The organism is Helicobacter sp. 23-1044 (assembly GCF_053654695.1).
This window is the reverse complement of sequence record NZ_JBSIUQ010000002.1, coordinates 50,058-73,385: the sequence shown is the minus strand read 5'-3', so window position 1 is coordinate 73,385 and position 23,328 is coordinate 50,058. Positions and strand designations below refer to the sequence as shown.

Sequence of the window (23,328 nt, the reverse complement as noted above, 5' to 3'; positions counted from 1 at the left end):
TATTTGTGAAATTATTTTAATTAGCAAAGATTCTGCGAATCGCAGAATCTTACACAAATTGCGCGAAATCTACCAGCTCCACACGCCCAGCAAAATCAAAATCCCAGCGAGCCACCCCGTGATTATGCCTTCAACTAGCGCGAGATATGCGGAGAATTTGCCTAAACTTTTGCCAAGTGCGCACTCTACAAATCCCGCAAACCAAAGCACCGCCCACGCCCACCAAATCATCGCACCAAAGGCGTTTGCACTGCCAAAATATCCCACAAAGTCAAGCACCCCAGCCAAAATCGCATTCACACTCACAAACAGCGAGAAATACCCATAGGGGCGCAAATCCCACGCAAAAAGGTTGTTGCAGGCGTTGAATAAATATGTGATGCCAAAAAGTAGCGCGATTGCGGGGGCGAAAAAGGCGAGATTCTGCGAATCATCGGCGATTAGCAACGCCACAAATACAAAATTGCAAAACACCGAAATTACGCCAACTACGATATTTAAAAAGGCAAGTGCTTTTCTATCAAAGCGCAGAATCCCGCCAAGCCCGTTATTTATCAACACCAATCCAACATAAAGCAACACCAAACCTAACATTTATAATCCTTGATTTTGCGCTTTTTGTAGCGCATTTTTGAATTTCACGCAAACATTTCTGCCAAAATTGATTTTAATTTTACTTGAATCTTTGGCTCTAAATCGCAAATCTTATCTAAAAATCTATCCACACTCACACAGCGAATCTGGTCGCACAAAATCCTAGCATTTTTGCCATCCAGCGTAAAATCCACTCTAAAAGGCGCACTAAAACCCTTTGAAGTGATGGGCGCAATTAGGCGCGTTTGCAGATAATTTAGCTCATTTGGCGAGATAATCACACAAGGACGCCTTTTGGCAATTTCTCTGCCTCTCACAGGGTTTAAATCCACCCAAAAAATCTCAAATTGCTTCATTTACCATTCCCAATCTCTTAAATCCTGCTCCAAAAATTCATCTTGCAATTTCGCGCAATTCTCATCTAATCGTGCCTTTTTGCGTAGCGATTCGCTATCCCAATTTGAACGATATTTTTTATTTGGTGTTAGCAAAAGTCCATTGTTTTGCAACTTTAAGTCAATATCCGTGTCTCGCAAATGTGCTTTGTCGATAAAAACCTTTGGTATAACAATCCCATAAGAAGAGCCTATTTTTACTAATTTTGTCATAATTTGCACCTTCAAAAAATAATTATTTTATTATTATAAAATGAAATATAGTTAATGTCAAATTTGCCTATTTTTCATCTGTGGCGTCCGCTTTTTAGCATAGATTTCCCCCTACTCTCCCTTACTCTCCAAATATTCCTCATAAGTTCCGCGAAAGTCGATGATTTTGGCGGGGAGATTCGCGCCATTTTTATCGTTTTTTTCAAACTGCGGAACTAGCTCGATTATGCGGTTTGCATACGCGTCAATCAGCTCTCTATCGTGGCTTACGCAAATCACATTCCCGCTAAATTTATACAACGCCTCGCCAAGCGCGATGATAGACTCCAAATCCAAGTGATTTGTGGGCTCATCAAGGACTAAAAAATTCCCGCCCTCTAGCATTAGCCGACTTAGCACCATTCGGTGTTTTTCGCCACCGCTTAGGCGATTTACCTGCTTTTCTTGCTCCTCACCTGAGAAAAGCATTCTGCCCAGTGCATTGCGAATCTCACCTGCTTCTTTGCGTTTATCAAACGCCCGAAGCCACTCAAATAGCGTTTCTTCGCCCTTAATCTCTTCGCTTACATTTTGTGGGAAATAGCCTCGATGAGTAGTCGCGCCCCATTTCACATTGCCGCAATCAGGCTGTAAAACTTCGACAAGGATTTGCAATAAAGTGCTTTTGCCCACGCCATTTGGACCGATTAGCGCGATTTTATCATTTGGCAGGATTTTTAGGCTCACATTTTCTAGCACCTTTTTATCGCCATAAGATTTGCTGATTCCCTCGCATTCTAGGGCTTCATTGCCGATGGTGCGATTTGGCTTAAACACAATGCTAGGGTCGCGCCGTGAGCTAACTTTAAGCGCGGAAATATCAAGCTTTTCTAATTGCTTTTGGCGCGAAGTAGCTTGCTTTGCCTTGCTTGCATTTGCGCTAAATCGTGCGATAAAGTTCTCTAATTCCTCTTTTTCTTTTAGCTTTTTGTTGCGCTCGGCTTCTTGCTGTTTGGCGATAAGTGTGCTAGCGATATACCAATCATCATAATTCCCGCTAAACTCGCGCACAGAGCCAAAATCCATATCCAAAATATGCGTGCAGATAGAATTTAAAAAATGCCTATCGTGGCTAATCACCACTATCACGCCCTCATAATGCTTTAAGTTGTTTTCTAGCCACGCGATTGATGGCAAATCAAGGTTGTTTGTGGGCTCATCAAGCAATAAGATTTCAGGCTTTGGGAATAGCACTTGGGCAAGCAAAATCTTAAATTTATCCCCGCCTGTCCGGCTACTCATAAGGTTTTGATGGCTTTTAGCGGGGAATCCCAAATCCTCCAAAATCCGCTCAATCACCACTTCGCATTCATAAGTAGGGTCTTCCTCCGCGCAAATCATTTCTAAATCGCCTAATTCATTATTGACTTTTTCATCGCTTAAATCGCCATTTTCATAGAGCCACTCTTTGCGTTTGATTGCGTCATAGAGGCGTTTGTTGCCTATAAGCACGGCATCTTTTAGGCTTAGATTTTCATAGGCGTATTGGTCTTGTTTAAGCACACCTAATCTTGCATTTGGGGCGATTACCACTTCGCCACTTGTGGCTTCGTCCTCGCCTGAGAGAATCTTTAATAGCGTGGATTTTCCCGCGCCATTTGCACCGATAAGCCCGTAGCGTTTGCCTGAATCTAAGCTAAGATTCACATTTTCAAAGAGTTTTTTGGTGGGGTAGCGCATTGAGAGATTTATCATTTGAAGCATTGTTGAATCCTTTTAATTTGATTTAATAAAAGCCTTGCGTCTTTGAAATAGCAAAAGTAGCAAAATCACGCCAAGCCCGATTATTATGGTAATGCCAAAGCTTTGCAGTGCCAAAATCTTGCTAAAAGACAAAAAGCCAAATCCCGCGATTGTCGTAAGCGCGGAGAAAATTATGGCGTGAAGCGTTTTGATATTTTCGCCTTCATTTTTCACATAAATGCCATAGTCGATTGATGAAACCACTACGATTAGAAGCGAAAAAAGGTGCATAATATTTACCTTTATGTCTAAAAAATACACAAAAATCGCCGCTAATGGCGCGATGATATACACTAGACTTGTGAGTGAGCGCGTGATTAAAAGCACGATTGCAATCATCGATGAAATGACGATAGCCAAAATCAAAAGCATAGGTTTGTAAATCCCGCTTGTGATTTCGTTGCTTAGCGTTTCAATGGAGCGAGTTTCTACAAAGTCCAAATTTTGAAGCGAATCCACGCCCTCCACGCTAATCGCGCTGTAAAATTTGCCATTATGCTCCACAACTGCCAAATTGCGAATGTCGCTTTTTATTTGCGCCTTTTGTGCGACTTGCATTGCTTTTTGTGGCAGAGATTCGCGCGAATCGCTAATTATTAAGATTTCATTGCTCTCCCCAAGCGCATTTTTAAAATAATCTTTATCCGCCAAACGCGCCTTATTTTGGTAATCCAATCGCTCCAAATCATAATCCAATTCCATATTAAAAGCACTCACAGCCAAAGCCACCACCGATAAAATCGCTATGATTTTGCTACTAACTTTTGGGCGGCGAAAACGGCGAATCTTGCGATAAAAAATGGGCTTTTTAAACCCGATAAATTGATAAAGTAGCCCAAAGCTAAGATATGAGACTAGCAGACAAATCATCGCATAAAGTGAGAGTTGCGCTAGTAGCGGAAATGGGATAAAAAGGCAGATAAAAAACCCAATAAAACTTGTGATAAAACCATAAAACACGGATTTATTAAACGCAAATTTGTGCATATAGTGCCTAAAAAAGTGATGATGAAGCATATAATCGATTGCCAAATTGCCGATTGCCACGCCAAATTCTAATGCCATAATATTGACATTTTCATAGATTTGCGTGAGTGCCGTAATGCCAAGCAGATTTGCCGAAGCAATGGTAAGTAGCGTATTTAGCGATAAAAATGGGATTCGCAAGATAAAGAGATACAAAAGAATTAAAAACACCACTGAACTCGCGGTAATGACGCTAATATCGCTAAAAATCCCGCTGTCATTTTCGATTCGCAAGATATCGCTTGAAAAGTAGCGAAACCCCTTAATGTCTTTTGTAGCGGCTTTAAACTCATCATAAAAGTCCGCCGTGCTTGTATCTTTTGTGAAATTGATATTGTAAATATTATCTTTTAAATGCGTGATTTGGGTGATTTTATCGATGGATTTAAGTTTGGTTAAAATTGCAGAATCTTTTGAATCGCTTTTAGATTCAGGCAATGCAACCAAAAGCGAGTTTTGCGAAGCGAGCTCCAAATGAATGTCAATTAGCTCTCTTTGCTCGACTTTGGGGAATAAATCTAAAATATTCGCGCTAATTTTGCTTTTATCAAAAAACGCAAAAAATACCGCCACACTAACCACGCACAGCCAAACACTGCTATATTTTATAAAAAAATTTTTTTGCATTTTTGCTCTTTTTTTAGTTTAGATTCTGCGATTCGCCCAAATGTGCGAAAATCGCCCAAAGATTCTGCGATTCACATAAAAAATCGCAAAAATCCACGCTAGATTCTGCCAAAATTTGCTAGATTCTGCGAATCTCCCGCGCCAAATCTCACGCATCAATCAAATATTTGTGCATACACGCTTCGATTTCTAGCGGATTTGACTTTGAGATAAATTCATTTGCATTTAGCGAAATCGCCATCTCTTCGTTGCTACTGCCACTCATCGATGAATTCACCACCACAGGGATATGCGCGGTTTTTTGATTTGTCTTAACCTGCTTTATAACCTCAAATCCCGAAGTCTCTGGCATCTCCAAATCCGTAATTATCATACCAATCTTTGATAACTCGCAATCATCGCTAAATAGGTAATCTAACAAGGTTTTGCCGTTTATAAAGTCATTATGCGCGATGCCAAGCTTATCCAAAATCAGCTGCATAGTTTTTAGCACCACAGGGCTATCATCGGCGATTAGGACGACTTTATCCGTTTGCACTTTTTTCACTCGCTTTAATTCTGCCTCTTTTTCTTCATCAATCCAAGGGAACACATCAACAAGCATCTTTTCGATATCCACGATTTGCACCAAGCTCCCATCAAAATACCGCGTCCGCCCGACAAGTTTATTATTATTTGAGCTGCCGACAATCCCGCTATTTTGCTCAATCTCTGTCCATTTTTTATTCAAAATCCTATCTGCCTCATAGATTCGCACGCCAATCGTCCATCGCGAAAACTCGCAAATCATCACAATATCGCCATTTAGATTGTCATTATGCACGATTCGCGCGGATAAATCCTTGCCCTTGTTATGCACATCATAATAAAACCACTTTTTCAAATCCACAAGCGGAATGGTAAGATTGCGAATGGTGATAAGCCCCTCCAAAAGGGAGCATTTATCATAGCTAATCTTTGTGATTTCGCCTTCATATTTAATCACCTCGCGAATCTTAAAGACATTTGTCGCATACAAATCGCCGTCCTTATCGAGCTTGAAGCACAAAAGTTGCAATTCGTTATTCTTATGCAAACTTGTGATTTGGTCAATCTTTGCTAAATTTTCTATCATTTTTCACCCTTTCGCAGAATCTATAAAACGAAATTATACTCGCATTTTTACATAAAAATGCTAAAATTCTGCTTTTTTAAATTTATATTTTGGAGTTAGAAAAATGGCAAAAAAAAGCATTAAAAAAGTCGTTTTGGCTTATAGTGGCGGACTTGATACAAGCGTGATTTTGAAATGGCTTGGGGATAATTATGGTTGCGAAGTAATCACTTTTACCGCAGACATCGGGCAGGGCGAAGAAATACAACCCGCACGGGCAAAGGCACTCTCACTTGGCATCAAAAAAGACAATATTTTCATAAAAGATTTACGCGAAGAATTTATCGCTGATTTTGTTTTCCCTATGTTTCGCGCAAATGCCGTATATGAGGGCGAATACCTGCTAGGCACAAGCATTGCGCGTCCCTTAATCACAAAGCATTTGGTAGAAATCGCAAACAAAACCAAAGCCGATGCAATCGCACACGGCGCGACAGGCAAGGGCAATGACCAAGTGCGATTTGAGTTAGGGGCTTACGCGCTAAATCCAAATATAAAAGTCATCGTCCCGTGGAGAGAGTGGGATTTAAATAGCCGTGAGAAATTGTTAAAATACGCGCAAGATTCAGGCATTAAAATCGAAAAGCAAAGAAATAAATCGCCCTATTCGATGGACGCAAATTTACTTCATATCAGCTATGAGGGATTGGGACTTGAAAATCCTAGCGTTGCGCCCGAAGAATCTATGTGGCGATGGAGCGTAAATCCTAAAAAAGCCCCAAATAAAAGCGAAATCATCACTATCGAATTTAGAGGCGGCGATGGCGTGGCAATCAACGGCAAAAAATTAAGCCCCGCGAAATTTTGGGACACGCTAAACAAATTAGGCGCAAAGCACGGCATCGGGCGATTGGATTTGGTAGAAAATCGCTATGTGGGAATGAAATCGCGCGGTTGCTATGAAACGCCCGGCGGGACAATCTACCTAAAAGCCCACCGCGCAATCGAATCGCTAACGCTTGATAGAGAAGAAGCGCATTTGAAAGATAGCATAATGCCACAATATGCGAGTTTGATTTATAATGGATATTGGTTTAGCCCCGAGAGGGAGGCACTTCAAGCACTAATCGACAAAACACAGCGCAATGTCAGCGGAATCGTCCGCTTAGAACTCTACAAAGGCAATGTCATCGTGCTAGGGCGCGAATCCAAAAATTCGCTTTTCAATGTCGCATACAGCACATTTGAGGAAGACAGCGTGTATAATCAAAAAGACGCGCAAGGATTTGTCAAACTAAACGCCTTACGATTCATCATCGCAGGAAAGGCAAAATTGCGAAATAAAGAGAAATAAGGCGGAAAATCGGTGGGAGATTCTGCGAAATTTGCAGAATCTGCCAAAGATTCTGCGAATTTCGTGTGATTTTGCGAAGATTCTGCGTTAGATTCTGCGATTTTATGAAAAACGCAGAATCTAATATATTTTTCGCAGAATCTAAATGCTTTTTAGCATTTTCTCAAACTCATTTTGAAATGCGCTTAATCCGTCATTTAGCAGATTTTGCGCGATTGCCTCCACGCTAAAATGCCCCAAAACTTCATCCACATCGCTAGGCACTTTCACAAAATCGCACTTTTGCTTTACAAAATCCTGAATTGTCGGCAGTGGCGCGGTGTTTATGGAGCGGGGCAAAAGCAAGTTTGCCACATAGTAGGACGCAAAAAGCGCATCGCCTTTCACGCCTGTGGAGGCAAAGAGCGTGCGAATGTGAGGACTACCAAATCGCTCAATTTTCTCATAGCACTTCATCGCGTTATAAATGCCAAGTTTGGGGGCTGAATCTACATTTGCTGAATCTACATTCGCAGAATCTAGGGGCGATTCGGCGGATTTCGCGCTAGATTCAGCGGATTTTTGAGATTCTTCGCTTCGCTCAGAATGACAAATGGTGGGCGATTCGGCGGATTTCGCGCTAGATTCAGCACTTTTCGCAGAATCTACAAATCTATCAAAGCGCGAGACAAACACGCTAATCACCGCCTTTGGCGCATACTCATCACCCACAAAGTCGCTCCCAAGCGCGTCCAAGCAACTTTGCACTTGATTTTGCGAGAAAATTAGCGTTGCGTTAATGTTGATTTTATCTTTATAAAGCGCACTCATCACCTCAAATCCAGCGCGTGTGGCGGGGACTTTTATCATCACATTTGGCATATTTATGCACTCAAAAATGCGCCGCCCCTCATCGATACTTTGCGCTGCATCATCACAGAGCATCGGGTCAATCTCAATGCTGATAAATCCATCATTGTAATTTCGCTCCCACAGGGGCAAAAGACTAGTTGCCGCACTTTTTATATCGCTAAATGCGAGATTTTCATAGATTTGCTTCGCGCTATGCCCATCACTACGCAGTTTTTCAATCGCGCTTTTATATGCCACACTATTTAAAATCGCATTTGCAAAAATCGCAGGATTGCTTGTCGCCCCGCAAATCTCGCCCCGCCCTATCATCGCTCGAAACTCATTTTGCAAAAATTCTCGCTCCACAAAGTCGCACCACAAACTAAAATTATCCATCTTGCCTCCCTTAAACATATCGCAGAATCTCTCTTAAATCCTTGCGCGAAATGATGATATTTGCCTCCCTTTTTAGCGCGTCTTTGGCGCAAAAGGCGACTTTTTGCCTTGCGTATTGAAACATCGCAATATCATTTGCGCCATCGCCCACCGCAAGGGTATTTTCAGGCGAAATGCCAAGCAAATTTTGCACCTTGCAAAGCATTCGCCCTTTTGAAGTGCCAAACATCATCTCTCCGCCCACTTCACCGCTTAAAACGCCATCTTTTGCGTGCAAAATATTGCTAAACTCCGCATCAATTCGCAGAATCTCCCTAAAATGCGCTGTCGCAAGGGAAAATCCACCGCTAAAACATACGATTTTATACCCGCGCTCTTTTAGCAAAGCAATAGTCTCCACCGCACCATTCATTAAGGGCAGATTTTCGCACACCGCTCGTGCTTTTTGCTCACTCATACCGCGCAAAAATGCCACGCGTTTTTTTAAACTCTCATAAAAATCTAACTTGCCATCCATCGCTAAATGCGTGATTTTAGCGACTTTTTCACTCACGCCGTGCGCCTTTGCTAGCTCATCAATCGTCTCGCCATCCATAAGTGTTGAGTCAAAGTCAAAAACGGCAAGTTTCATCGCGCAAAACTCTATCGTTGCAAAGTGATTGTAAAGTGCCCATTATCAAGGATTATGGCGTTTTTCACATTTGCGACATTAAACTTCCCTGCCAAATTTTGCAAGAATATCCGCTCAAACTCCATCTCCGCCTGAGCGCACATCATCCGCGTAGAACCGCCATTTGCGCTAATTTCGATAATATTTTCATCCACCCAAGCAAACGAAGTAAAATAATTATTGCACCCCGCCTTGCCAAAAATCTCACTATCTTTCACGCTGAAATGCGCGTCCTTTGGCGACTCTAACAATATATCATTTAGCGAAATGGCGGTGATATTGTATTTCGCGTTTGGCAGGGCGATATTTTGCCTAGCACACGCGATAAAAACGGCACTCAAAATTATCGCAATAAAAATATTTTTTGTCATTTCAATTTTTCGATTTCATCTAAAATTTCTTTTTTTGATTTGGGTTCAACTAGTCTATTTCCCACCTCTACGCCGTTTTTGAAGAATATCAAAGTGGGGATTCTGCGGATTTCAAAGTTTTGGGCGAATGCTTCGTGCTCATCGATATTTATTTTTATCACTTTGTATTGGCTCTCTAACTCCGCTAAAATCGGCGCAATGCGGACGCAGTCTCCGCACCACGGCGCATAAAAGTCCGCAATCACAAATCCATCTTTAATCTCATTTTGAAAGTTTTCCATCGTGCTGTCCTTTTTTTGGTTGAATTTATCGGCGAAGTGTAGCAAATAAATGTTAAGAAAAAATTTAACGCTAGATTCTGCGAATTTGGTTCGTCATTGCGAGAAGTCGCACTTGGGCGACTTCGTGGCAATCCACAATTTAAAAATAATAGATTGCCACGAAAATGCGACTTTAACAAAGTCACATTTTCTCGCAATGACGGCGTGGGCGTAAATTGCCACGATTTAGCGTCCGCAGAATCTCGCACATTTCGCAGAATCTCCCCTAATTTTCCGCTAATTTTGCCTTATATTTCACGCCTAATTCCTCTAACTTCTGCACCTTGCTGTAAATCGAACCTTTGCCATCTTTTAGCTGATTTAGCGATTTTTGAAATGCTTCATCCGCCTTTTTTAGGTTATCTCCCACGCTTTCCATACTGCTATAAAATCCGCTAAATTTATCATACAGCGAGCTTGCCGTGCTTAAAATCTCAGCGACATTATTATACTGCCTTTCATTTCGCCAAATGTTTGCAATCGTCCGCAGTGTCGCAAGAAGCGTGGTAGGACTAACTAAAATGATATTTTTTTGATACGCGTATAAAAATAATTCATTATCATATCGCACCGCCTCCAAAAACGCCCCTTCGATGGGGATAAACATCAGCACAAAGTCCAAGTTTCCGCCATCTATCGCGCTTTCATAACTCTTTTTGCTGAGTTCTTTTATGTGCGTTTTTAGCGACATAATATGTGCCAATAAATCATTATTATTCGCAGAATCGCCGCTTACAAACCGCTCATAATCCTTAATATTCGCCTTTGAGTCGATTATGACTTTTTTATTATTCGGTAGATTTATAATCACATCCGGGCGCACGACATTGCCTTCATCGTTTTTCTGCGTCTCTTGGAGATTGTAATCCCGCCCTTTCACAAGTCCAGAATCCGCAAGTAGATTTTCCAAAATCATCTCACCCCAATCGCCAAGCGTCTTATTGTTTCCCTTTAATGCCTTGCTTAAATTATCGGCGTCCGCGGAAATGCGAATGTTTAAATCCTTCAAATGCCGTATTTCTGCCATTAGATTGCTTCGCTCTTTTATGTCATCATTGTGAATTTCGCTAATTTGCTGTTTGAAGTTGTCAATTTGCGTTTGCAGGGGTTTTAGAAGCGAGTTTAGTTGCTCTTTTTGATTCTGCGCTCCGCTTTCTAAATTTTTACTTAAAATATCCTGCGAGAGTGCCTTAAACTCGCTTTTGCTCTGCTCTTTTAGTGTGTCGAAAAATTCTTTTTCTTTTGCGCGGATTTCCTTTTCATAATCTAATGCCGTGCGAAGAGAGGCGCGCTCATCGCTTATTTTTCGCATTTCTTCATTTAAATTATCAAGTGCGTTTTCCAAATCAATAATGCGCGCTTCATTTGCCCTATTTGCAGAATCTAAAAATTTATTTTTCTCCATAATTTGCTTTTTTGATAAACTCAAAAATACCGCCAAAATCACGCCACCTACGCCAAAAATCACTCCCAAAATCGCCACATAAATCATTTTTGCCTCCCAAATTTAAATTAGCATACTCTCATCTTTTTTGCCACCAAAATTACTCACAAATCCCTGCGTTAGGCGCATTCCATACAGCACCACAATCCACGAGCAGTAAATCCACAAAATAAAAAACATCAAAATCGAAAACGAACCATAAATCGTGCTATACGCTTTATTGTAAAACACATAATACACAAACGCCCATTTCAGCACACTCCACACAATCATAGTGATTAAAGATGACGCGAGCAGCGAGAGAAACGGCAGTGGTTTATTTGACAAAATCTTAAATAGCATAAAAAATAATGCCCAAGTTAGCGCGAAAGGCAAAATGTCCGCGAAGTCGATGAATTCGGCGATTTGCGTTTTATTTATCGCACTTTGCACTTCTAAACTAAAATATAAACTCACCCCAATCCCCACGGGAAATAGCGTCATCAACGCCCAATACACGATTAGCGCGTCAAAAAATCTGCGCTTTTTGCTCTCAAATAATTTCGCGCTGATATTTTCCAGATTGCGAAAAAACAGCACGGAGGCAAAGAGCGCGTAGATAAATGCGCTCATCCCAAGCGACTGCGAGTTTTGCATAAATTGGTCTAAATACTGCGAGATTATTTCGGTGTTTGTGGGGGAGAGATTTGAGATGATTAGCTCTTTTATCGTGCCGATTTGGGATTGAAAGTTCGGGATTGAGAGCAAAATTGATAGGATGATGATAATCACAGGGACGATGGCAGAAAGCGTGTAGAGCGAGAGTGACGCGGCGTAAGTTTCGACATTGTTGAAAAAGCTAAGCAGTGCCATCGCGCGGGATTTTACCTTGCTAAAAATCTCTTTTAAGTCCTTAAATTCGCAGAATCTCGCCATTTTTACCCCCAAAAGTCAAAGTTGAAATTATAGCGAGTTTAAAATAGATTCTGCGAAATTATTTTTATTTTGATTTTGTTTTTGCGTTGAATTTGATTTTATTGCGCTTTTATTTCGCCAAAATCGCAGAATCTAAAAAAATTCGCTAGATTCGCAGAATCTAAATTTGTTTTCACACGCTTCGCAGAATCTACTTAATTTGCTCCCAATTTTTCAAATCAAAAATGTTGTTTTTGACTTTAAATACGACATTTATGTCATATTTATTATTCTGCTCCCTGCCTGTGCCACCATCTACGATTGTATAAATCAACTCTCTATTTTTGATAGGATTTTTAAGCACGCTTGGGGCGATATTTGGACACACAGAGTTTATCTCATCGCACGCAACCGCCATTGTGTCGGCATTTGTGATGAAAGTCTCATCATCGATTTTTAGGCGACCCTTTGCATTAAAATCTTTCACCATAAAAAATATATGCGAATTCCTTGCTGCTCGCATTGGAAAGTCGATGATTGGCGCACCAAGTCCGCCATTTCCGTGGTCGCTTACAATGATGATTTTCGTGCTATCATAAATGCCCTGCGTTTTTAGCGCATTTAGCAATGTTAGCAAGTTTTTCACATAGCATTTGTGATTTGAGTAGGCAAGGTCGGATTTATCATTTATGAGTTTATTGCGGTATTGCGCGATGCTATCGATTGGTTTGCAGTCATTATCCGCGCGAAGCATCCACGGGAAATGCTCCAATCCTTCATATAAAAATTTAAAGGTGGGTTTCGCAGAATCTGCTTTGATATGCTTTGCAAATGCCAAAAAATATCCTGCTTGATTTGTAGTGTGGCGCAAGTGATTTGCATAAATAGAATTGCCAAAAATCCACCCACCAAGCAAATAAATGCGTGTGCGAAAAATATATGGCGCAGCGCGAAATAATCCATAGGAAAATAACTCGCCAATGGGTCTGCTATCACTTGAAATGTGCTTTGGCGGGAAGTTTGCGCGGTAGAAGTCGCCCCAAATGTGGTGCTTATTTTGCGGAAAGATAAAAATATCTTTATTTAGTGCTTTTGCTAAAAGCGCATCATTGCTTGGATAGCTCGTCCCAAGTGCGACTTTAAATCCCGCCTTGCTAAACTCATTCGCAGAATCTGCCACCGCACGCGTCCCCTCAGTGATAATATTATGTGATAAATTACGCGAATTTATATTCATCGGCGAGTAATGTATCCCGCCACTTATCGCAGGTGCCGAACCAAAAGTGATATTTGCCACAGAGAGCGTATTTCTAAAATAAGTAAATCCGCTAAATTCATCAAAAAGATTTTTATCATCCTTTAAAATCTGCGTGAAATTGTCGCTTTGCACCATATCGCTAAAAATGATTAGAATATTTTTCTCTTTTGAGAAACTAAAAAGTGGCGCAATCTCGCTTGGCATTTCAAATGCGCTAGATTCTGCGATTTTGGTGTGTTGCTTTGGTGTGGTTTTACCCGTGTCGATGGTAATTTTTGCGATATCGATTGTGCTTGAAATTAGCATAGTTGCAAATAAAAAAATCAGTGCTTTTTTGAAAAATCGCCTGCAAAAGCAAAGCAGTAAAAACGCCACAAACATCATTGCAAATCCATATCCAATGTCAAAGTATTTCGCCCAAATGCTCGATATCCCCGCCCCGCCATCTTGGAATAATAAACCATCGATTTGCGCGTAAGGTCGCCCTGTGAAAATATTGCCACGGAAAATAAACGCATAAGATGAGTTGATTAAAAACACCACCACAAAGGCAAAAACGCCGAGTTTCAGCAGTCTTGTTTTATAGAAAAAACTCGTGGCGTAGATGATTGCGCCGCTTGTGAGGATGAAAAATCCCGCTAGCGCGCATAAAGTCGAGGTCGTCTGCGTGGCGTCAAACTGCGTCACATCGCTTGCATACAGCGCAAATGGCGAGAAAACGCAGACTAAAAAGCAAATATTTAAAATCGCAAAGATGGAAATATCGCGGTAAGTTTTGTAGTCTTTATCGCTCAAATCGCCGTGCGATGGGAAAATAACACGAATTACATTGCGTGGGAATTTGGGATTTGTAGGATTTTTGGGATTTTTGGGATTTTTGGGAGATTCTGCGAAATTTGCAGAATCTGCGGTATTTTGGGGATTTTGTGGATTAGATTCTGCGTTTTTTGTTTGATTCGCAGAATCTCGTGTAAAATTTGCATTTTTCGCAGAATCTAGCGCAGAATCTGCGGGATTTTTGCAATTAGATTCTGCGTTTTTTGTGCAATTTGCAGAATCTGCGTTATTTTTGCAATTAGATTCTGCGTTTTTCGCAGAATCTTCGTTATTTAGCGCGCCGCGCCGTTCTCTCTCTCTCTCTCTCTCTCTCTCGTTGCGTCTCATTTGCAAAAATCCTAATTTGTGAAATTTAAAAGATGAAATTGTAGCAAAAAAGATTGATTTCACATCAGATTTTGTGATTGTGGTAATTTTTCGAATTAGATTCTGCGGATTTAATTTGATTAGATTGCCACGATTTGGCATTCGCCAAATCTCGCAATGACGAAGTGGGAGCAGATTCTGCGATAAATTGCGCTTAGATTCTGCGTTTTCTACTCAAAACGCGCGAATTTCGCAGAATCTAGCAATCTCTCAACAGCACTTGCCGCCGCCACCTGCGCCGTATTTTTTCTCAATGCACTCTTTAAAAAACTCTTTGCGCGATTTTGGCGTCCTATCTGGGTGATGATTCTCCATATGCTCGATATATTTATCATAGCTAGGAAGCCCCACTAGTAGGTGAAAAAATCTATCCGAACGCCTATAAAGGCGCGAAATGCGCCCTATAAGCTCTTTTATCTCCATTTTCATCCGTGTGCTGCGATTTTACCTTCGTAATCGCTAGCTTTTACATAGTCTGTTTCGGCTAGTGGGATGTCATTTTCGCCCTTCACGCATTTTAGGCAGATTCGCACACACTGAATCAGCACAAGGCAGGTTACAAACATAAATAACGCGCACAAAAATGCGTTTATAAAGTTGTTTGTAGCAATCGTTTGAAACTTGTCCGCTTGCTCGGTTAGCCCTTGTGCGAGTGCTTCGGCAGCTTTTGTGCTGTTTATTTGCCATTGCGCGATGTGCGAGACTGAATCGTGGATTTTCTCGCCATTTGAAGGTAGCAATTTGCAAACACCCGCATACAATGTGCTAAATAGCACCCACACAGCAGGGAGTATCGCAACCCACGCTTGTTTTGCTTTACCCATTTTGAAAAGTATCGTTATAACCGTTAGAAGTGCGATACCTGCGAGCATTTGATTTGACACGCCAAAGAGTGTCCAAAGCGATTTTATCCCACCTTGCGGGTCGGTAACGCCTTGATAGAGAATATATCCCCACCCAGCGACACAAATCAAAGTCGCCACAATCCCCCAAGGCATCGATTGAATATTGCCGATGGGTTTATAAACATTGCCTAGCACATCTTGCACCATAAAGCGTCCTGCGCGAGTCCCCGCATCCACCGCTGTCAAGATGAATAACGCTTCAAACAAAATCGCAAAGTGATACCAAAACGCAGTTGAGCCGGCGTTAAAAATAGGCACTTGCGCGATAATAGTCGCTAGTCCAATCGCAAATGTCGGCGCACCGCCTGTTTTACTCAAAATGGACGCTTCGCCAATCTCTTGCGCCTTGCCGATGATATCCTCTGGCGTGATTGTAAAGCCCCAAGAGCTTATCGTTTGTGCGGCAATCGCGGCTGCTTCGGCTGCATCTTTCACACCTGCCGTGCCAAGCCCTGCCGGTGCGACATTCACTGAGAAATACAAGCCCGGAGTTAAGATTACAGCGGCAATAAGTGCCATCACAGCAACCGCAGACTCCATAATCATCGAGCCATAGCCCACCATTCGAGTGTGTGACTCTTTTTCTAACATTTTTGGCGTAGTCCCGCTTGATACAAGTGCGTGAAACCCGCTAATTGCCCCACACGCAATAGTTATAAACAAAAATGGGAAAAGTTGTCCGCTAAACACAGGTCCCGTGCCATCGATGTATTTTGTAGTTGCGCTGAATTGAATATCAGGGGCGACTACCAAAATGCCACCTGCCATTAGCACAATCACGCCGATTTTTAAGAATGTGCTTAAATAATCGCGCGGTGCAAGCAAAAACCACACAGGCAAAATCGCCGCGACAAATCCATAAATGATAATTACCCAAGTTAGCGTAACGGGCGAGAGTGTGAAAATCGCACTCAAAGTTTCACTTGCCGCGACATCGCGCCCAAAATAAAGTGAGAGAATTAGTAGCACAAAGCCAATCACACTCGCTTCGCCAACTCGTCCCGGTCGCAAAAATCGCATATAAACGCCCATAAAAATCGCAATAGGGATAGTCATAGCGATGGTGAAAAGTCCCCACGGAGATTCAGCGAGTGCATTTACCACCACAAGCGCAAGGATGGCGATGATTAGCATCATAATCGCCAAAATGCCAATCATAGCAATGCTCCCTACGCCCTTGCCAAGCTCTAATTTGATGATTTCGCCTAAACTTTTGCCATTTCGTCTCATCGAGCAAAATAGCACCGTCATATCGTGCACCGCGCCGGCTAAAACGACACCCACAACAATCCAAATAAGACTAGGCAAATATCCCATTTGCGCCGCCAAAATCGGTCCTACAAGCGGTCCCGCCCCAGCAATCGCCGCGAAGTGATGCCCAAAAAGCACGATTTTATTTGTCGGCACAAAGTCCCGCCCATCGTTTTTGACTATCGCAGGTGTGGCGCGATTATCATCTAGCTCTAACACCTTTTCTGCGATATACTTGCTATAAAATCGATAGCCTATCATATAAAAGCACACCGCCGCCACCACAAGCCAAGTGGCACTTATGCTCTCGCCCTGATGCAACGCAAGCACGCCAAAGCACCACGCTGCAATCACGGCGAGCAACGCCCAGCCGATATTTTTCACAATCGCATTCATATTTCCTCCTTTTGATTTAAAAATGCGAGGCAATTTAGCACAATTTTGCTTGTATTTTTATAAAATTATTAAGATTCTGCGAATTTTTTGTAAAAACGCAGAATCTCACAGCATAAATTCCACGATTTCATTAGTATAAATCGCAAATCCGCTTGAATGTATCTTATCAATCACATATTTTCCGCCCCGCAAAAACACGCGATTTCCGCTAAATGCACGAAAAAAAATATTATCATAATAACCAATTTTTGGATAATAAAGCGGAGAAAAAATCATATTTTCATACTCGCAGAAACTCGCACTAGCAAGCAATTTTTGCAGTTCGCTTTGGAGAAACGCAGGGGCGGTTTTTGTGTAATTTATTAGCGAAGTTTTATCCTGCACGAAAAGCAAATCGCGCAAATATTTATGTTTTTTTGCAATCTTTTGCACTTGCATTTGTGAAAAAATCTCAATATCCATCCCGCTTTCATCCGCGCAGAGGCGAGGAATTTTCATATTTGCGATTTGCAAAATGGGATTTAAATCTAACCTTGCAAAAATGCTAACCGCCACGCACAGCATACTTGCGATATTCTCATCGCCCCGCCCAATGCACTCCGCGCCAATTTGCTCAATTTGCGTGCTTGGATAGGAAAATGCCGGCTGAATATAAAACCACTTTTTATGCCCCAAATTCCGCAGGTGGCGGTTCAAAATCTTAATGACATCAATCGTATTATCATTTCGCAAAATCATCTGTTTATTCCCATCGGTGCTTATGCGGATAATCTTTCGCTTACCTAAAATGCGCTCATCGTTTGTGAAATTAAAACTCGGCGTGGAGATTTCCTCGAAATGATTTTCATAAAAAATCTCAACGGCGATTTTTTCAATCTCCCTTTTTAACTTCGCGCTACTACCAAAGTGAATCGTGCTACCTTGCGGCACTTCGTAACCTAAAATCACAATCTATCCTTTTAATTTAAATGCTTTATTTTAATGCGGAAATTATAGCAGATTCTGCGATTTTCGCAGAATCTCGCGTGGATTTTGGTAAATTCGCAGAATCTAGCGCGTAAATTACCACAATTTTGCAAATCGCAGAATCTCGCAAAATAAAAATGCGCCGGATTCTGCGCTATTTCACCTCGCCAAATCGCCGATTTCGCACTCTAAAATCATCCACAATTTCGCTTAACTCATCCGTCTCAAAGTCCGGAAACAGCGTTTTTGAAAAATACAACTCCGCATAGGCGCATTGATAAAGCAGAAAGTTTGATAGGCGCATCTCCCCGCCCGTGCGCACTAGCAAATCCACAGGCGGGATATTTGCGGTGTCAAGGGAAGATTCAAAGATTTGCAAAATTTGCTCTTTTGTAAAATCGCAGAATCTAAATGCGGGATTTTGGGGAGATTCTGCGATTAGATTCTGCGATTTTGTGGGAGATTCTGCGAAATTTGTGCGATTTGCAGAATCTAATATTTTTTTTATCGCCCTTGCGATTTCATCTTTTGCGCCATAATTTAGCGCGAGAATTTGCGTAAGCGCGGTATTTTGCGCGGTTTTTGCTTCAAGGTGCGCTATCAAATCCCGCAGTTTTGGCGAAAACGCGCTAATATCGCCAATCGCCTTAAATTTGATATTATTTTCAATATAAGTTTTTTCCTCATCCCTCAAATATTTTTCTAGCAACTTCATCAAAAAACTCACTTCACTCTTTGGACGCTGCCAATTCTCCGTAGAAAACGCGTAGAGCGTGAGAAAATCTATGTGATTTTTGGCGCACCACTGCGTGATTTTGCGGATGACTTTTGCGCCCATTTTGTGTCCATCCGTGCGTGGTAAAGTGCGATTTTTCGCCCACCTGCCGTTGCCATCCATTATAATTGCGAGATGATTTAATGTATTTTGCTGCAAAATGTTTCCTTGTAAAAAAGTGCAAATTTTAGCGAAAAATATAAATTATGCAAAATTTATCATTATTTGTTAAAATTTCGCGCTTTATTTTCGATATTACCTAAATTAAATCAAAACGGAGATTTTAATGAGTAAAGTAGCGTTAAGCATATTGCTAGGGTTGAGTTTAATCGCATCACAGGGCGTCGCACAAGAGAGCGATGAGATTATGTATGAGGATGAAGTCGAGTATGTGGATGAATATGCGGACGAAGGCGATGAAGGCGTGGAATACGCGGATGACGCGGATGCGATAGAATACGCCGATGAAGGCGATGAAATCGCGGATAATGAAGCGTATGACGCCTCACAAAGCGCAATTAGGAATGATAAAAGTGCGGATAATACAGATATTACGCGCTGGGTAGATTCTGAGGCGGATATTAAGAGAAAGCAAGCAAGGGCAAAAAAACAAGCACAGCAGGATAAAGATTATCAATTTAGTATCGTGCGACAAAGAAGTGGATTTTTTATGGGGTTGGGACTTGGATATTCTAGTCCTTATTTAATACCACAAAAATTTAAAGGACCACCTGAAGGACCGCTAGTATTTGGTGGTGGTGCGGATTTATTTCTTGGATATCAGCAAGCATTTAATCATTATAGCGGAATTCGCTTCTATGGTGAATTTGATTATAGATTTCTTGGATATGGTTTAATGCATCAATATGGTGGGCGAGGCAATATCGACCTTTACATAGAGGGAAATATGGGGCGTAATTATACAGAGACACTTGGGTTTTTCTTTGGTATCGGTGGTGGATACACAAATCATCAAACAATTAGTGTTGCGTTTAGAGGGGGGCTACATTCGGTGATAGGCACTCATCATAGAATTGAATTTTTAGGGCAGTATTCGCAATATTTTACGGGACAAACTTTAAATGCAACAAATGCCGCAACTTTAAAAAACTATGGCACACTTGATTTTTGGACACGCTATTCATATTTGTTTTAAATGTATAGATTCTGCGATTAAATCGCAGAATCTCCCACAAAAAATATTAGATTCTGCGAATTTTTGTAATTTCGCAGAATCTAGCGCATATTTTGTCGCACTACTTCATACGCCACGATACTAACGGCATTTGAGAGATTCAAACTTCGCGCGTTATTTTGCATAGGGATTTTATAGGTTTGCGCAAAATGCGCATTTATCAGCTCCAAAGGCAGTCCCTTATCCTCCCTACCGAAATGCAAAAAGCACCCACCCGCAAATCGCGCCTCAAAATAGCTACGATTCGCCTTTGTGCTTAAAAAAAAGTGGCTTGAATCGATAGGATTCGCACCCAAAAACGCCTCCAAATTATCCCATTTTACAAGCGAAATCTTTTCAAAATAATCTAACCCAGCGCGTTTTAGGTGCTTGTCATCGATGGTAAATCCCAGCGGATAGATGAGATGAAGCCTCGCATTTAGCGCAAGGCAGAGTCGCCCGATATTGCCCGTATTGTGCGGGATTCGTGGCTCGTGCAAAACAATATTTAGCACTTTATAATCCCTTTATTTGCGTTTCAAAGTCCGCTATCGCCCCTAAAATCGCCGTCCTGCACGCGCAAAATGGCGTTTTTATGTCGTTGCTTTTGATTGATAGCATTGCAATCATCGCGCTTTGCAGTAAATGGCACATTGAGCCTTCAAACAAAATGCCGACTTTGGGATTATTTTGGCTTGTGTATGCCAAAAATTCACTCATTTTATCGATAAATGTAAATAATTGCTCTTTGGTTGAAATCTCGCAATTTAGGGCGTTTATAAGCTCATTTATAAACAAAATCGCGCTTTTTTTCAAATCCGCCTTTGCCAAATCTACCTGCGATTCGCTTATCAAAAAATGCGGTAATTTTTCCCTTTTGGCGATAGATTTTAGGGTAAGATTTGGCGCAAAAACCGCGCCTTTGATTTTTGCCCCAAAGCTTAAATTATGCACAAATTTTGGCTTGTAATGCGCTATTGCAAGGGCAAAACTCTCTTTGCTTAAAGAAAAAATCGCGTTGCTAAAAACTTCAAAATCCTTGCAATTTCCCTCCACTTTGAAGCAATCAGCGGGGATTTCGGCGCGTTCATCGCCGTAGATTGAGCCGCTTGCGTGTTTGGCAAAGCCACGCACAAATCCGCAGTCCATTCCGCACATTATGATTTCATCGCTCATCGCGCACGCTAGGCTAAATCCTGCGTTTCCTACAAACGGAGCGCAAAATTCAAGCGGGGCGATTTGGGTGGCGATTTGCGGGGCGATTTCATCAAAAATATAACTTGCCGCGCTTCCGCCACGCATAAAAAGTAGCGTATGGTGCGATAATTCAAGCACTTTTGGATTGACAAGCGAAGCGCAAAGCGTGGCTGTGTCGCCCAAATTTGAGCTTTGCAAAACCTCCGCAAGATAGGGGACGCGCTCAATTTCGATTTGAAAATCTATGCGAATCTTATGCGCTTTAAGCACCTTTAACGCCGTGCCACAGCTAAAAATCAGCATTTTATTTTGATTTGCGCGGATAAAATTGATATTTGATTCAAGGCTAGGACCGCTCCCCACCACGCAAATGGGGGTTTTTAGCTTGTGATTTAGGCGCAAAAATGGCGCGTTTTTGGCGTTAATAAAGGCATTTTTTAGTCCCACCATTTCGTCCTCAAAACTCCCCCAGCCACGCGCATTTGCACGATATGTCTCAAATGTGAGTTGCTTAAACGCCTCTATTTTGTGGCTTTTTAGCAGTGATAGCTCTAATCGCAGAAAATTATTTGTGATTTTTTTGCTATAAAAGTAGTGGTTTAAAAGTCCCTTATTTAGCAAGTTTTCGATGAAAATATAGCAGGATTTGGGCGAAGTGCGCGAAAAAAGCAACTCATAATCCACAAAATAGCAAGACAACGCGAAAAGTTCGGCTTCCTCTTCATAAATCAAAAGCGAGTGAAAAAAATAGCCCATTTCTAATAAAATATCCAAAAATAGTCCGCCACAAAGCCCGAAAATGTTGGTTTGGGGGAGAAAAAGTGGAGGGAGGTGGTAGGCATTTTGCGCGATTGTCTCTTGCGCGTATTCGCGGGAGTTTGAAAAATTCTCACTCGATGAACCATTAGTTCTATCTCGCTCGAATTTTTCGGCACAACCCACGAATCCATCACAAGATACTTCCGCGCTGTCGCTGGTTGTTTTGGATTGCTTCGATTCACTTCGTGAATCTCGCAATGACGAAGCGGGAGCAGATTCTGCCTTTTGTTCCCCCTCCCTTGCGGAGGGGGCTAGGGGGTGGGTATTTTGTAAATGAAATGCTACATTGAGATTCTGCGAAATTGCGCTAGATTCTGTGTTTTTCATTTCATTCGCAGAATCTGCGATTTTTGCCGTCATTGCGAGATTCTGCGAAGCAGAATCGTGGCAATTCGCAGAATTGGATAAAGAAACTTCGGCTTCGCCTTGTTTTGCGAGCGAAGCGAAGCAACCATCCACAAAATTGTCATTCTCGCGCGAAGTCGAAGCACGAAGCGAAGAATCTCTATTTAGATTCTGCGATTCTGCGATAGTTTCGTTATTTTGTTTATTTGATTCGTTTGTTTTTTCTCGCAAAAAGGGCTGCACCCCCCTCCCCGCTCCCCCTACGCGCCAAAAGCTGCCGCTTTTCGCTTTTAGGGGGAGTGCCTCGCTTTCTCCGCTTCTAGCAAAAAATCGGCGGGTGGCACTACTGCACCCTTGCTCCCGATTTTTTGCACCACGAAGCGGGCGAGATTCGGTGCTATCGCACGGATTTGTTTTTTTTGTAGATTGCCACGAAAATTCGCTACGCTCATTTTCTCGCAATGACGGATTTATTTTCGATTTTAGATTCGTAGAATCTACAACGGAAGGAATCGCAGTAGTGCTTTCGTAGTTTTTGGCGAATCGACACAAGGATAGCGGACTTTGCGTCCTGTGCGCTTTAAGGCGATTCACCAAATCTGCGGAATGATTACCCGAGAACGAATTGTGTGCAATATCCACCATTTTATTTATCGCCTCTGCTGTCGCTTTCAAATTCGTCACGCCATAATTCCCATCGCTATTTTTTTGCAACTTTTTTAATCCCAAATTATTTGCATAAATGCGCCATTTATCGTTGTTTAGCGGTGTTTGGGCGATATTTTGCGCCACACTTACAAACGCGCCTTTGGGGTAGAGAAAACGGCGATTTTGCAAATCCACTATGTTTATTTCATCTTGTGTAAAATAGAGTTGATATTTGCGATTTTGCCCACTCACAGCATTTTGAAGCGATTTTGCGATTTTGTTGTTGCTAAAAAATGCGATATTTTTTAGCATTCGATTTTGCATTATGATTTGCGCACTTTTATAGGCGGATTCATCGCCCTTTTGGGCGTGAATCAGGCA

25 protein-coding genes are annotated in these 23,328 nt (G+C 41.8%); 3 read left to right on the top strand and 22 right to left on the bottom strand.

Annotated elements, in window-relative coordinates; genetic code table 11:
- Nucleotides 1-69 precede the first annotated feature (69 nt).
- From ACWIUD_RS02850 to ACWIUD_RS02820, 7 genes are all read right to left on the bottom strand, one after another.
- A complete protein-coding gene (locus ACWIUD_RS02850) occupies nt 70-594 on the bottom strand; it encodes an AmiS/UreI family transporter (protein WP_454146516.1) in 525 nt (174 codons plus the stop codon).
- Nucleotides 595-638: 44 nt separating this feature from the next.
- Nucleotides 639-950, bottom strand: coding sequence for a type II toxin-antitoxin system PemK/MazF family toxin (locus tag ACWIUD_RS02845; RefSeq protein WP_454146514.1), 312 nt, complete (start codon nt 948-950; stop codon nt 639-641).
- A complete protein-coding gene (locus tag ACWIUD_RS02840; RefSeq protein WP_454146512.1) occupies nt 951-1,202 on the bottom strand; it encodes an AbrB/MazE/SpoVT family DNA-binding domain-containing protein in 252 nt (83 codons plus the stop codon). It lies immediately after the preceding gene.
- A 111-nt stretch (nt 1,203-1,313) separates the two neighbouring features.
- The gene (locus tag ACWIUD_RS02835; protein WP_454146510.1) at nt 1,314-2,945 is read right to left on the bottom strand and encodes an ABC-F family ATP-binding cassette domain-containing protein; all 1,632 of its coding nucleotides are present in this window, start codon (nt 2,943-2,945) and stop codon (nt 1,314-1,316) included.
- 12 nt (nt 2,946-2,957) lie between these two features.
- Entirely contained in the window at nt 2,958-4,637 is a 1,680-nt protein-coding gene (locus tag ACWIUD_RS02830) for a hypothetical protein (protein WP_454146508.1), read from the bottom strand.
- An 18-nt stretch (nt 4,638-4,655) separates the two neighbouring features.
- Complete coding sequence (locus ACWIUD_RS02825) at nt 4,656-4,793, bottom strand: hypothetical protein (RefSeq protein ID WP_454146506.1); 138 nt, start codon at nt 4,791-4,793, stop codon at nt 4,656-4,658.
- The gene (locus ACWIUD_RS02820) at nt 4,786-5,751 is read right to left on the bottom strand and encodes a chemotaxis protein CheW (protein WP_454146504.1); all 966 of its coding nucleotides are present in this window, start codon (nt 5,749-5,751) and stop codon (nt 4,786-4,788) included. The genes ACWIUD_RS02825 and ACWIUD_RS02820 overlap by 8 nt, the downstream gene beginning before the upstream one ends.
- A 103-nt stretch (nt 5,752-5,854) precedes the next feature.
- Here ACWIUD_RS02820 and ACWIUD_RS02815 point away from each other — a divergent pair, with 103 nt between their 5' ends.
- Nucleotides 5,855-7,084 carry an argininosuccinate synthase gene (locus ACWIUD_RS02815; RefSeq protein ID WP_454146502.1) on the top strand — a complete coding sequence of 410 codons (1,230 nt, stop codon included), beginning with the start codon at nt 5,855-5,857 and terminating at the stop codon, nt 7,082-7,084.
- A gap of 141 nt (nt 7,085-7,225) precedes the next feature.
- Here the strand turns inward: ACWIUD_RS02815 and ACWIUD_RS02810 are convergent, their stop codons facing one another.
- The 13 genes from ACWIUD_RS02810 to uppS all read right to left on the bottom strand — a co-directional run bounded on the left by ACWIUD_RS02810 (nt 7,226) and on the right by uppS (nt 18,887).
- Nucleotides 7,226-8,311, bottom strand: a complete 1,086-nt coding sequence (locus ACWIUD_RS02810) for a transaldolase family protein (RefSeq protein ID WP_454146500.1) — start codon at nt 8,309-8,311, stop codon at nt 7,226-7,228.
- Between the two features lie 10 nt (nt 8,312-8,321).
- Nucleotides 8,322-8,942 carry a phosphoserine phosphatase SerB gene (gene serB / locus ACWIUD_RS02805; RefSeq protein WP_454146498.1) on the bottom strand — a complete coding sequence of 207 codons (621 nt, stop codon included), beginning with the start codon at nt 8,940-8,942 and terminating at the stop codon, nt 8,322-8,324.
- Between the two features lie 11 nt (nt 8,943-8,953).
- Nucleotides 8,954-9,352, bottom strand: coding sequence for an META domain-containing protein (locus ACWIUD_RS02800; RefSeq protein WP_454146496.1), 399 nt, complete (start codon nt 9,350-9,352; stop codon nt 8,954-8,956).
- Entirely contained in the window at nt 9,349-9,633 is a 285-nt protein-coding gene (locus ACWIUD_RS02795; protein ID WP_454146494.1) for a thioredoxin family protein, read from the bottom strand. Before ACWIUD_RS02795 ends, ACWIUD_RS02800 begins: the two co-directional genes overlap by 4 nt.
- On the bottom strand, nt 9,594-9,881 hold the full coding sequence (locus ACWIUD_RS02790) for a hypothetical protein (RefSeq protein ID WP_454146492.1): 288 nt from the start codon (nt 9,879-9,881) through the stop codon (nt 9,594-9,596). Before ACWIUD_RS02790 ends, ACWIUD_RS02795 begins: the two co-directional genes overlap by 40 nt.
- A 17-nt stretch (nt 9,882-9,898) precedes the next feature.
- A complete protein-coding gene (locus ACWIUD_RS02785) occupies nt 9,899-11,164 on the bottom strand; it encodes a DNA recombination protein RmuC (protein ID WP_454146490.1) in 1,266 nt (421 codons plus the stop codon).
- Between the two features lie 15 nt (nt 11,165-11,179).
- Complete coding sequence (locus ACWIUD_RS02780) at nt 11,180-12,031, bottom strand: YihY family inner membrane protein (protein ID WP_454146488.1); 852 nt, start codon at nt 12,029-12,031, stop codon at nt 11,180-11,182.
- 190 nt (nt 12,032-12,221) lie between these two features.
- Nucleotides 12,222-14,432, bottom strand: coding sequence for a hypothetical protein (locus tag ACWIUD_RS02775; protein WP_454146486.1), 2,211 nt, complete (start codon nt 14,430-14,432; stop codon nt 12,222-12,224).
- 249 nt (nt 14,433-14,681) lie between these two features.
- Nucleotides 14,682-14,894, bottom strand: coding sequence for a KCU-star family selenoprotein (gene kcuS, locus ACWIUD_RS02770; protein ID WP_454146841.1), 213 nt, complete (start codon nt 14,892-14,894; stop codon nt 14,682-14,684).
- Between the two features lie 2 nt (nt 14,895-14,896).
- Nucleotides 14,897-17,023, bottom strand: coding sequence for a carbon starvation CstA family protein (locus ACWIUD_RS02765; RefSeq protein ID WP_454146484.1), 2,127 nt, complete (start codon nt 17,021-17,023; stop codon nt 14,897-14,899).
- 105 nt (nt 17,024-17,128) lie between these two features.
- Nucleotides 17,129-17,971 carry an ATP phosphoribosyltransferase regulatory subunit gene (locus tag ACWIUD_RS02760; protein WP_454135156.1) on the bottom strand — a complete coding sequence of 281 codons (843 nt, stop codon included), beginning with the start codon at nt 17,969-17,971 and terminating at the stop codon, nt 17,129-17,131.
- A 25-nt stretch (nt 17,972-17,996) separates the two neighbouring features.
- Nucleotides 17,997-18,119: a hypothetical protein gene (locus ACWIUD_RS02755; protein WP_454146482.1), complete on the bottom strand. Its 123-nt coding sequence runs from the start codon at nt 18,117-18,119 to the stop codon at nt 17,997-17,999.
- A gap of 24 nt (nt 18,120-18,143) precedes the next feature.
- A complete protein-coding gene (gene uppS, locus ACWIUD_RS02750) occupies nt 18,144-18,887 on the bottom strand; it encodes a polyprenyl diphosphate synthase (RefSeq protein WP_454146839.1) in 744 nt (247 codons plus the stop codon).
- Nucleotides 18,888-19,050: 163 nt separating this feature from the next.
- Between uppS and ACWIUD_RS02745 the strand changes: the two genes are divergently transcribed.
- Nucleotides 19,051-19,920: a hypothetical protein gene (locus ACWIUD_RS02745; protein WP_454146480.1), complete on the top strand. Its 870-nt coding sequence runs from the start codon at nt 19,051-19,053 to the stop codon at nt 19,918-19,920.
- Nucleotides 19,877-20,044: a hypothetical protein gene (locus ACWIUD_RS02740; RefSeq protein WP_454146478.1), complete on the top strand. Its 168-nt coding sequence runs from the start codon at nt 19,877-19,879 to the stop codon at nt 20,042-20,044. The genes ACWIUD_RS02745 and ACWIUD_RS02740 overlap by 44 nt, the downstream gene beginning before the upstream one ends.
- On the opposite strand, the gene ACWIUD_RS02735 is transcribed toward ACWIUD_RS02740, so the two are convergent.
- Complete coding sequence (locus ACWIUD_RS02735; RefSeq protein ID WP_454146476.1) at nt 20,001-20,453, bottom strand: tRNA (cytidine(34)-2'-O)-methyltransferase; 453 nt, start codon at nt 20,451-20,453, stop codon at nt 20,001-20,003. The two genes, ACWIUD_RS02740 and ACWIUD_RS02735, sit on opposite strands and share 44 nt — an antisense overlap.
- Before the next feature lies 1 nt (nt 20,454).
- Entirely contained in the window at nt 20,455-23,271 is a 2,817-nt protein-coding gene (locus tag ACWIUD_RS02730; protein WP_454146474.1) for a motility associated factor glycosyltransferase family protein, read from the bottom strand.
- Between the last annotated feature and the right edge of the window lie 57 nt (nt 23,272-23,328).

Coding starts and splice junctions, on each gene's coding strand:
- ACWIUD_RS02850 (WP_454146516.1), bottom strand. CDS start 594: ATGTTAGGTTTGGTGTTGCTTTATGTTGGATTGGTGTTGATAAATAAC.
- ACWIUD_RS02845 (WP_454146514.1), bottom strand. CDS start 950: ATGAAGCAATTTGAGATTTTTTGGGTGGATTTAAACCCTGTGAGAGGC.
- ACWIUD_RS02840 (WP_454146512.1), bottom strand. CDS start 1,202: ATGACAAAATTAGTAAAAATAGGCTCTTCTTATGGGATTGTTATACCA.
- ACWIUD_RS02835 (WP_454146510.1), bottom strand. CDS start 2,945: ATGCTTCAAATGATAAATCTCTCAATGCGCTACCCCACCAAAAAACTC.
- ACWIUD_RS02830 (WP_454146508.1), bottom strand. CDS start 4,637: ATGCAAAAAAATTTTTTTATAAAATATAGCAGTGTTTGGCTGTGCGTG.
- ACWIUD_RS02825 (WP_454146506.1), bottom strand. CDS start 4,793: ATGCGTGAGATTTGGCGCGGGAGATTCGCAGAATCTAGCAAATTTTGG.
- ACWIUD_RS02820 (WP_454146504.1), bottom strand. CDS start 5,751: ATGATAGAAAATTTAGCAAAGATTGACCAAATCACAAGTTTGCATAAG.
- ACWIUD_RS02815 (WP_454146502.1), top strand. CDS start 5,855: ATGGCAAAAAAAAGCATTAAAAAAGTCGTTTTGGCTTATAGTGGCGGA.
- ACWIUD_RS02810 (WP_454146500.1), bottom strand. CDS start 8,311: ATGGATAATTTTAGTTTGTGGTGCGACTTTGTGGAGCGAGAATTTTTG.
- serB (WP_454146498.1), bottom strand. CDS start 8,942: ATGAAACTTGCCGTTTTTGACTTTGACTCAACACTTATGGATGGCGAG.
- ACWIUD_RS02800 (WP_454146496.1), bottom strand. CDS start 9,352: ATGACAAAAAATATTTTTATTGCGATAATTTTGAGTGCCGTTTTTATC.
- ACWIUD_RS02795 (WP_454146494.1), bottom strand. CDS start 9,633: ATGGAAAACTTTCAAAATGAGATTAAAGATGGATTTGTGATTGCGGAC.
- ACWIUD_RS02785 (WP_454146490.1), bottom strand. CDS start 11,164: ATGATTTATGTGGCGATTTTGGGAGTGATTTTTGGCGTAGGTGGCGTG.
- ACWIUD_RS02780 (WP_454146488.1), bottom strand. CDS start 12,031: ATGGCGAGATTCTGCGAATTTAAGGACTTAAAAGAGATTTTTAGCAAG.
- ACWIUD_RS02775 (WP_454146486.1), bottom strand. CDS start 14,432: ATGAGACGCAACGAGAGAGAGAGAGAGAGAGAGAGAGAACGGCGCGGC.
- kcuS (WP_454146841.1), bottom strand. CDS start 14,894: ATGGAGATAAAAGAGCTTATAGGGCGCATTTCGCGCCTTTATAGGCGT.
- ACWIUD_RS02765 (WP_454146484.1), bottom strand. CDS start 17,023: ATGAATGCGATTGTGAAAAATATCGGCTGGGCGTTGCTCGCCGTGATT.
- uppS (WP_454146839.1), bottom strand. CDS start 18,887: ATGGATGGCAACGGCAGGTGGGCGAAAAATCGCACTTTACCACGCACG.
- ACWIUD_RS02745 (WP_454146480.1), top strand. CDS start 19,051: ATGAGTAAAGTAGCGTTAAGCATATTGCTAGGGTTGAGTTTAATCGCA.
- ACWIUD_RS02740 (WP_454146478.1), top strand. CDS start 19,877: ATGGCACACTTGATTTTTGGACACGCTATTCATATTTGTTTTAAATGT.
- ACWIUD_RS02730 (WP_454146474.1), bottom strand. CDS start 23,271: ATGCAAAATCGAATGCTAAAAAATATCGCATTTTTTAGCAACAACAAA.